The sequence below is a fragment of the Colwellia sp. genome, from assembly GCF_013215345.1.
Lineage (GTDB): Bacteria > Pseudomonadota > Gammaproteobacteria > Enterobacterales > Alteromonadaceae > Colwellia.
The window spans coordinates 22144-32350 of the sequence record NZ_JABSOV010000044.1; the positions used below are offsets into that span (position 1 = coordinate 22144).

Sequence of the window (10207 nt, forward strand, 5' to 3'; positions counted from 1 at the left end):
CAGTTAAGCGCGTAATTAAGCAAGTAAAGTTCTTAATTGACGGTTAGCAAAATAGAGTTTATCTATGTGCACTTTACCGCTGTTCTTTAAATCATCAAGCACGCTATTTATCCTATTTAACGCTGAGCACTTGTCTTTTGACCACAGCTCAATAGCGATTTCAGCCGGCTCATTTCGATTACTGTTAATTACATTTACCACCAGTTTTTCTCGAATTTCGAGTAAATCAAGTAATAAACTAAAGCGCGCTAACCTTGACCAATGATCTTTCGCCGGCACCCGCTCTGTTTGCTCTATTAACCAGGCAAGACCGAGCAAGTTACTTATTTTACAGTAACAGGGCAAAATTTCAGTCACCGTTAACTTGAGCTCAAACGCAGTTTTGACAATGTCACAGAACACCACGCTAGAAACTTTTAACTGATGAATTTTATCAACCAAAGCTTGAGCTTCACCCTCGCTCTCAAGTTGATAGAGTGACTCATCAACCGGTGAGAATGGTAGGCTAATGTCGTCACCATTAAGCTGCTGTAAGGTATGTAACCCAGGTGTAAAGCGCTGTACTATGCTAGCGATACTTTCATCTGCATTAGCGTGGTTAATAAACCAAATAGCCATTAGACGATAAAAACGCTGGACTTCTATCATCATCTTAATTTGAATCTGCGCTGAAACACACCCTTGTAGCGCTTCTATTTGATGCCAAATATCATCCAAAGCAAACACTTCTTTGGCAATAATAAACGCTTTGACAATTTCGGCGATAGTTGCGCCGGTCTGCTCTCTTACCGCATGTATACCGCCACGGTTGAAAATTTCATTGGCGATACTGGTGGCAATAATTTGTTTGGCTAACGGATGATTAATAATCTCTGCTTGGTATTCATTGGCCAAGATGACAGGAAACGCCGATAATAAGTATTTTTTGAAGTAGCTATCGGTTATTAAATGCTGCTCTTTTAATAAGGCATCATGCACATCCATTTTTGAATAAGCCATCAACACCGCTAACTCAGGTCGAGTTAGCCCTTGCTGAGCAATAACTCTTGCTTGCAACTCTTCGTCATCGGGTAAGTACTCTAATTCACGGTTTAAACCGATGCTATTGACCAAGTATTGGCTTAAACGGGTAAAACTATCAAAATGAGATTGGCTATTCGCTTCATCGATACTTAATGCTTGCGCTTGATAATAATTATTACGCAATACCATAGCGCCAACTTCGTCAGTCATCGATGCTAATAAGGCATCACGCTGTGTTTTAGTCATGTTTTGCTTATCAACTAAGCCATTGAGCAATATTTTAATATTTACTTCAGCGTCTGAACAATTAACGCCAGCGGAGTTATCAACCGCATCGGTATTAATTTTACCGCCGCCTTTAGAAAACTCTATTCGGGCCAGTTGACTACAACCTAAGTTTCCGCCTTCACCAATGACCTTACAGCGTAATTCATTACCATTAACACGCAACAAGTCGTTAGCTTTGTCCCCTACTTCGGTATTAATTTCACTACTGGCTTTAACATAAGTGCCTATACCGCCAAACCAGAGTAAATCGGCCTGACAGAGTAAAACATGACGAATCAAGTCATTTGGAGACAGTCGTTCAACCTTACTATCTATATTAAGTAACTGTTTTATTTGTGCTGTTAATGGAATGTGTTTAACCGAGCGACTGAAAATACCACCGCCAGCAGAAATTAAGGACTTATCATAATCCTGCCATGAGGAACGATCCAGCTGGTAAAGTCTACTGCGCTCGACATAACTCAAGGGGCTATCAGGTGTTGGGTCGATAAATATATCCCGGTGGTCAAAAGCCGCTACTAGATTTATCGTTTTTGAAGACAACATGCCATTACCAAAGACATCGCCAGACATATCACCGATTCCAATAACACTGATTTCATCTTGTTGCACATCAATAGCCATCTCGTTAAAATGTCGCTGCACTGACACCCAAGCACCCTTGGCAGTTATACCCATTTTTTTATGATCGTAGCCAACACTGCCACCCGAGGCAAAAGCATCGCCGAGCCAAAAGCCATAATCGTCAGCGAGGGCATTAGCAATATCGGAAAAGGTTGCCGTGCCTTTATCTGCAGCGACAACTAAATAGCTATCATCGCCATCAAAACAAACCACATCTTTCGGCTTAACTATGCCGTCAGCGGTATTATTGTCGGTTAGGTCTAATAACGCTGAGATAAACACCTTATAACAACTTATGCCTTCGTTAAGAATACTTTCGCGTGTGCCGTTAACGGGCAGTTTCTTAGAGACAAAGCCGCCTTTAGCGCCTTGTGGCACAATAACAACATTTTTAACTTGCTGCGCTTTTACTAAACCCAAAATTTCAGTTCTAAAGTCTTCTTGCCTATCAGACCAACGTAAACCACCACGAGAAACAGGACCAAACCTTAAATGCACACCTTCAACTTGCGGCGCATAAACAAAGGTTTCAACATAAGGTCTAGGTTGCGGCGCATCATCAATTTCACCACTGCGAATTTTAAAGCTACAGTAATGTTTATGCTCGCCACTTGGAGTAACTTGATAGAAATTAGTTCTTATGGTGGCTGAAATGGCAGCAATAAAGTTACGGAGAATTCTGTCATGGTCAATTTTTGTTACCGTACTGAGACTTGCTAATAACTCGCCTTTGATAACCTCAGTCATGGCATTACGTTGATCAATTGAGTCATCAGTTAAGGCAAAGCGTGCTTCGAATAAGTTGATGAGACCATGGACAATCTCAGGGTAATTAAGCAAGGCTTGTTGGAAGTACTCTTCGGAGTAACCTAAACCTAATTGACGTAAGTATTTACCGTAAGCGCGAATAATAACAATTTGCCTGATACTGAGATCAGCACCAAGTAATAACTTGTTATAGCCATCACTTTCAATGCTACCGGCCCACACTTGTGCCAATGCGTACTCAAGATTAATTTTTAATGCATCAATATCGGTATCTTCATTAGGATACTCAAGGGTATAACTATAAACTTTGCTACTAGTATTGCTAATTGAACAGCTGACATGAAAGCTAAATTCATCGACAGGTCTGAAACCAAACTGCTCTAAAAAAGGAATAGAATCACTTAAAGCAATGCTTTGCTCTAAAGTATATATATTTAAGGTAAGCTCACTTTTACTTTGTGCTGAGCGGTAAACTTGAAACTGATAAACATTGTCAGAAGTTAAACACTCAATGTTCTTTATTGCTCTTATGGCTTGTTTAGCAGAAAAGTGCTCTCTATAAGTTTTCGAAAAAGCATTGCTATATTTCTTAACTAACAAGTTTGCTTGCTGGCCCTGCCACAATTGCGAGATCAGTGTAGTTAAATTCTCATTCCAACTTTGTGTTTTAGACTCAATACTTGCTATCAAGGCGCTGAGATCGACTTCATTTTTAAGGCAAGCACCTTTTTTAACAATAAAATGCCACTGCGCGAGGTAGTTATCATTTAGCATTGAACGACGAGATAAGATTTCACCTTGATAAGCCCCGGCTAACTCACTTTCAATTTCATCACGTAAATCGGTACAAAATGCGTCTTTAGAAACAAATACCAGTACTGACACTTGTTCATTTAAATCATTCTCCCTAATAAAAACGCCTGATTTACTTCTTACATTTAGGTTATGAATGCTCTTCGCTAAAACAAGCAGTTGCGCAACGCTACTTTCATATAACTCTCTTTTGGGTAACACCGCGAGAATATGGGTGAAATTACGATAGTCGTGGCTATCTACTTTCAAGCACAGCTGTTGTAAAACTTGTGCTAACTTAGCCTGTAAAAAAGGGATTTTGTTGGGTTGTAAATTATTAGCGACTTGCGTGAATAATCCCGAAAACTGATGAACAGCAATTAAATCACCCTGCTGAGAAAATTCCTTAACACTGATTAAATCAAGGTAATCATGGCGATGAATTGTTGATTTTACTAATGACTTACTGACCATCAATGGCTTGCTGTCAGCAACAAACCGGCTAAATTCTACCGGTGAAAGTGTTAAAGCCTCAGTCTTAATCGCGACATCATCATGAAAGGTGCCCAAACAGCCTCTAGCTGGTTCCGCGTTACCTTTAGCGTTTGTTTTTATATAGTTATAACCCATAAAAACAAAGTGTTGCTGACAAAGCCAAGTTAAAAACGTTTCAGTATCATTATCTGCTAAATCAGCTGACTTATGGTTAATACCTTTAGTTTTGACCATCATTAACGGCCAATCTTGCGTTACTCTAGCGATATCTGCCAATAATTTTTGGATAGTTTCAACGAGTTCGCCAACCACTATTGGCTCTAGTTGATTAGCTAGCTCTATGTATAAAATGGACTCGTCTCGACCAGCATCTACTGCTTTACAGGTACCATCGAAAATATGAGTTCGATTAACAACAGGATGTAAAAACACATTTATTTTATAACCCTGTGCTTTTAATAACGCCGAAATAGAATCAACAATAAAGGCTTTGTCATCGGTAATAATATGAATGACTGAGCCTGCAACCAACACACCTTGTTGTTGTCTATTTTCGATGACAACTTTATTTTCATTGCTGTTACGATCAGCAAAGGATTGCCATAATATCAAAGCGGTTTGATAACGCTGTGAGGTTGATAGCATTTGTAAATCAACACTGAGTAAGCTGTTAAAAATTTGCTGAGAAAAACGTTCAAAAGCAGTTATATCTGCCTCAGGGTAGCTTTCATTAATATAACGACATAATTCTAAATCAGTAGCGACAGTCACGATAAATTGCCTTAATTGGTATTATAAGAGTCCTTCCCTTCAGGGAGAAAGATGCTATAGCCAGTTGATTTATCCACTGGCTATAAACAAAAGCCTAGCCAGTGGCTGATTTCCAGGCAAATTCATTTTGTTGACCAAGGTATAACCAAACGTTGTAGTTACTTCGCGTGATTTTATTACAAGCGCTTTCAACTAGAGCACATAACCCTAAGTTATTACCTAGCAAAGATTAACTAATACCCATTTTCATATTGTTACATTATCTTAAAGGTATCGAAGAAGAATCATCTGTTATTGCAACAGTGGCATGTTTCCTTAATTGAAAAAGATACCCATATGAACAGAAATCAAAACATAATAAAAACAGCTATCAACGCACACGCTATCGATAATGATTTAACCGCTATTGGCGTGATGGATTTATACGGTTTAAGAAAAACCGTCAGTGATGCTTATGCCGCTTTCCCCGTTAATTTCTTCCACACCTTTGCGGTAAAAGCTAATGCCTTAGTCAATGTATTAAAGCCTTTACGGGAATATGGTATGGGCGCTGAAGTTGCCAGCCCTGGGGAATTATTAATTGCCCTTACCGCAGGTTTTTCTGCCCAGAACATTATCTTTGATTCTCCTGCAAAAACACTACAGGACTTACGCACCTGTATAAAAAGTGACATAGCCCTTAACATTGATAACTTACAAGAGCTTGCACGCATTGATGCACTAATGCTTGAATTTCCTGACAGTAAATCTGTCATTGGCTTTCGTGTTAACCCACAAATTGGCGCCGGTAAAATTGGCTCAACAAGTACAGCAACAGCAACGTCAAAATTTGGTTATGCCTTACTGGATAATGATAACCGTAATACCCTTATTAATATTTATAAGGCTCGTCCTTGGTTAACGAGTATTCATACTCACACTGGCTCCCAAGGCTGTGAACTTACCTTAATGGCATATGGCATTAAGGTCATTACCGAGTTAGCCGAGGAAATAAATGCGGTAATTGGTAGTCAACAAATATCCCGTTTAGATATTGGTGGCGGTTTGCCAGTAAACTTTAGCTCAGAAGTAATTAAGCCAAGCTTTAAAGATTACGCAGACATATTAAAAGCTGAAGTACCCTTATTGTTTACCGGTAAGTACCAAGTAAAAACTGAATTTGGTCGTGCTATTGTTGCGAAAAATGGCGTCATTATTACCCGTGTAGAATACACAAAAAACTCTGGCGGTCGTCACATTGCCACCACACACGCCGGCGCACAAATCCTCACCCGTACGGCATTTTTACCTAAATCATGGCCAATTAGAGTCACGGGTTATACCGCTGAAGGCATAGAAAAAAACCCTCAAAACTCAGAAGTTGTCACCACAGATGTTGCAGGACCTTGTTGTTTTGCCGGTGATCTAATCTGCAGTAATCAACAGTTACCCAAGTTAGAGCTCAATGACTATGTCATGGTGCACGATACGGGTGGTTATTACTTTACCAATCATTTTGATTACAACAGCTTACCTCGAGTAGCTGTTTACGCTGTCAGCGGCCCCGACGATTCCTTATCAATGACATGCATACGTGAGCCAGAATCCTTACAAGATGTTTTAAACAAGATGTAAGTGCTTCTAGCATTGTAAAAACACATCGTCAGCAAAAATCCTCATACTAAATCAGTCTAATGCAAGCCACTCTTTAACGACAACTTATTGAGTGAGCTTAGCTTAGTCACATAACTATAAAGTGAGTTTAATCATGGACATCAACGTCGGTATCTTAGAAACATTAGTGGTTGCATTAATTATTCTTTTTTCAGGTTATTATTGTAATAGCAAAGTAGCCCTCTTACGCAACAATAACATTCCAGAGCCCGTTGTTGGCGGTATACTCTTTTCAATATTAGCCGCCATAGCACATAGCTTTTTTGATATTCACTTTAATTTTGAAATGGGATTTAAAAACCCGTTAATGACGGTGTTTTTTACTACTGTTGGCTTAGGGGCAAGTTACTCGTTATTAGTCAAAGGTGGCCCAAAGGTTATTTTGTTCTTAGGGGTCGCAACCTTATATCTACTGGTCCAAAATGCGGTTGGTGTTTCATTAGCCATAGGTGCCGGCATGGACCCATTAATGGGTTTAATTGGCGGCTCAGTCACTCTTTCTGGCGGTCATGGTAATGGCGCTACTTATGCCGATTTATTTATTAGTGAATACAATATGCCTTCCACTGTATTTGAACTGGCTATGGCAGCCGCGACCTTAGGCTTAGTTTTAGGTGGTTTGGTTGGTGGTCCGGTAAGTAAACGATTGATTAAACGCTATAATCTAAAAGCTGATAGTTATCATGAAGAGCTTGATGATACGATAACCTTTAACCCGGAAGATCATGATCTAGTGACCCCGAAAAAAATGATGGAAACCCTATTCATTATTTTATTATGTATGACGGTTGGCCACGTGGTGTACTTAGAGTTAAAAAGTAATGATGTCATTTTACCCGCTTTTTTGATGCCACTATTATTTGGTGTATTAGCAACAAATTTAACTGAATTATCTAAACGCTACACCATCAGCAGAGCTTGCATTGATTTATGGGGCACCATGGCCTTATCGATTTTTTTAGCCTTAGCGCTAATGTCATTAAAAGTCTGGGAATTGGCCAACCTAGCGCTGCCAATGATAGTTATTATTTTAGTCCAAACCATTATGCTAATGATGTTTGCTTACTTTATTACTTTTAGAGTTATGGGCAAAAATTATAATGCTGCTATTATTGCCGGTGGTCACTGTGGTTTTGGTTTAGGGGCTACGCCTACGGCGGTTGCTAATATGGAATCTCTGGTTGCCAGACATGGTCCATCTCCACAAGCATTCTTAGTAGTACCTTTAGTGGGCGCATTCTTTATAGATATTACCAATGCGCTGGTTATTCAACTGTATTTAAGCCTGCCATTTGTTACACCTTAACTTATACCTAAGTTACGCCTCAGTATGGTTAGCAGTGCTCATCTTAAAAGATAAAATTGTATACATGTCGGCTGTATCAAGTTAACTTGACCCTATTAGCTAAGTTATAACCTAAGGTTATAGCTTAGAACTAAGAATATATATCAGCTTGTTTTACTGATAACCATGTTAACTGAAATCTATATTAACTGATAATTATGTCTTCTTATCGTTTTATATTGAGCCACATTGCCAAGGGCTTTGCCAATGACTAAACAAGATCAAAGCTTTAATAGCTATGCTATAACCTACTATAACGCCAGTGCCCTAAACATATGCACCTTGACCACTAGGGATGGTCATTCATGAGTAAAAACAATAGCCTAGCCCTGGTTATTATTAGCCTAGGATTATTTTTCGCTATCTACGTTAATAATGCGGTTGATAAAACCTGGCTAGAGCAATCCTACCTCTATGATACTTACCAAACAGACTCAGGTGAAAATGCTTATATATATAAGGGCAAAGAAGTCATTATCAAAGATGTGGTGCCCTACCATCAATCACCGCTCAAACAAGAAAACTTAAACCTAAGCATAAATGAGCTAAGTCAGCAGCCGCCATTTACACAGCAATGGGTAGAAAAGGACGACCAGCAATTAACACTGCTTAAACCTGCCTTTCACTTTGGCCTGTGGTCATTGTTGCCTGCTTTTATCACCATCGCCTTATGCTTGCTCACTCGTGAGCCATTAAGCTCACTTTTTGCTGGCATAGTGGTCGGCTCAATAATGTTAGGTCAATACGATTTAACCGATGCGGTGATCATTCCCAATTTAGCCAAAGAAGGTACGGCTGGGCTGTTATTACTGTATCTATGGTTATTAGGTGGCTTATTAGGTATTTGGTCTAAAACCGGTGCTGCCCAAGCCTTTGCTAATTATATGACCGAGCACTTTGTTAAAGGTCCACGCTCAGCCAAGCTTATTTCTTGGCTGCTAGGAATATTATTTTTCCAAGGCGGCACTATGAGTACCGTTTTAGTAGGTACCACAGTTAGGCCATTAGCTGATAAAGCTAAAGTGAGCCACGAAGAAATGAGTTATATCGTTGACTCAACCGCTTCACCTATTGCCTTAGTTATCGCTTTTAATGCTTGGCCTGCCTATGTGCAAGCGTTAATTTTTGTCCCTGGAGTAGCCTTTTTGGCGACAGAAGCAGACCGAATAAGCTTCTTTTTTAACAGTATCCCTTTCAGTTTTTATGGCATTATCGCGGTAATAGGCACCTTATTATTATGTTTAAATATCACCACTTTTTCCGGTAAAAGAATTCGCCAAGCTCAACAAAGAGCCGAAAAAACAGGCCAGTTAGATGCTCCTGGCGCAAGACCGTTAAGTGCTAAAGAGTTACAAGCTTGTAATGTGCCGTCGGGATATAACTCCCATGTCTTAGAATTTATCCTACCTTTAGTCACCCTGATCGCTATTGCTGTTAGCACTTTTATCTATTTAGGCTCTCCTAAAATAAATTGGGCTTTTGGTGCAGCTTTACTCTTGTCTGCTGGCATTGCCTTAATCAAAGGCATGACCTTAACTGATGTTGTTGACGGCTTTGGTAATGGTTTAAAAGGTGTGGTGCTTGCCTCTGTAATATTAATGCTCGCGGTGATTATTGGCAGTATCAGCAAAGAAATTGGCGGCGGCTTGTATTTAGTGTCATTACTTGGTGAACAATTACCCTTTTGGCTGTTACCGCTGATATTACAGTTAATCACTATGGTTATCGCTTTTTCTACTGGTACCAGTTGGGGTACCTATGCAATCGCGTTTCCATTAGCTATGCCTTTAGCTTGGGCTGTTTGCCAATCTCAAGGGCTGGCTAATCCCGAGCTATTTATGATGGTTTGTTTTGCCACAGTGCTTAATGGTAGCGTCTTTGGCGATCAATGTTCACCTATATCAGATACCACCATATTGAGTGCCATGACCACTGGTTGTGATTTAATGGACCATGTTAAATCTCAGTTAGTACCAGCGACATTTGCGGCAACGCTTGCTGGCTGTTTATGGACACTCACCGTTTACTTTTTTGCTTAAAGTAACTATTGATACACTCACTTAGGAGAGAAAAATGCGCTTACGACATATTGAGATTTTTCACGCCATTTACACCACGGGCTCAATAACGAATGCTGCTAAAATATTACATGTTTCCCAACCATCGGTCAGCAAAGTATTATCTCACGCGGAAATGCAGCTCGGTTTTGACTTATTTAAACGGGTTAAAGGTCGTTTGATCCCAACCGATGAAGCGGAAATGCTGTTTGATGAAGTAGATAAAATATACCAACAGATGCGTTCTATCAAGAATACCGCAGAGAACATTAAAAAATCTGAATATGGCCAAATAAGCATAGCGGGCAGTCCCGCATTAGGTTTTGATGTTATGCCAAGTGCCATCGCAAAATATCACCAAAAACATCCTCAGGTAAACTTTAACGTACAA

At 39.7% G+C, this 10207-nt stretch carries 5 protein-coding genes; 4 read left to right on the plus strand and 1 reads right to left on the minus strand.

The window, feature by feature from the left end:
- Nucleotides 1-15: 15 nt before the first annotated feature.
- A complete protein-coding gene (locus HRT50_RS08795; protein ID WP_291613514.1) occupies nt 16-4761 on the minus strand; it encodes an NAD-glutamate dehydrogenase in 4746 nt (1581 codons plus the stop codon).
- Between the two features lie 336 nt (nt 4762-5097).
- Between HRT50_RS08795 and HRT50_RS08800 the strand changes: the two genes are divergently transcribed.
- The 4 genes from HRT50_RS08800 to HRT50_RS08815 all read left to right on the plus strand — a co-directional run.
- Entirely contained in the window at nt 5098-6375 is a 1278-nt protein-coding gene (locus HRT50_RS08800) for a diaminopimelate decarboxylase (RefSeq protein ID WP_291613516.1), read from the plus strand.
- A 133-nt stretch (nt 6376-6508) separates the two neighbouring features.
- Nucleotides 6509-7720, plus strand: a complete 1212-nt coding sequence (gltS, locus tag HRT50_RS08805) for a sodium/glutamate symporter (protein WP_291613518.1) — start codon at nt 6509-6511, stop codon at nt 7718-7720.
- A 344-nt stretch (nt 7721-8064) separates the two neighbouring features.
- Nucleotides 8065-9798, plus strand: coding sequence for a Na+/H+ antiporter NhaC family protein (locus HRT50_RS08810; protein ID WP_291613520.1), 1734 nt, complete (start codon nt 8065-8067; stop codon nt 9796-9798).
- A 34-nt stretch (nt 9799-9832) separates the two neighbouring features.
- Nucleotides 9833-10207, plus strand: a 375-nt coding sequence (locus tag HRT50_RS08815; protein WP_291613523.1) for a LysR family transcriptional regulator, incomplete at its 3' end; no start/stop codon positions are given.

Bases quoted from the DNA above. Each gene is read 5' to 3' on its own strand.
- HRT50_RS08810 (WP_291613520.1), top strand. From the start codon at position 8,065: ATGAGTAAAAACAATAGCCTAGCCCTGGTTATTATTAGCCTAGGATTA.
- gltS (WP_291613518.1), top strand. From the start codon at position 6,509: ATGGACATCAACGTCGGTATCTTAGAAACATTAGTGGTTGCATTAATT.
- HRT50_RS08800 (WP_291613516.1), top strand. From the start codon at position 5,098: ATGAACAGAAATCAAAACATAATAAAAACAGCTATCAACGCACACGCT.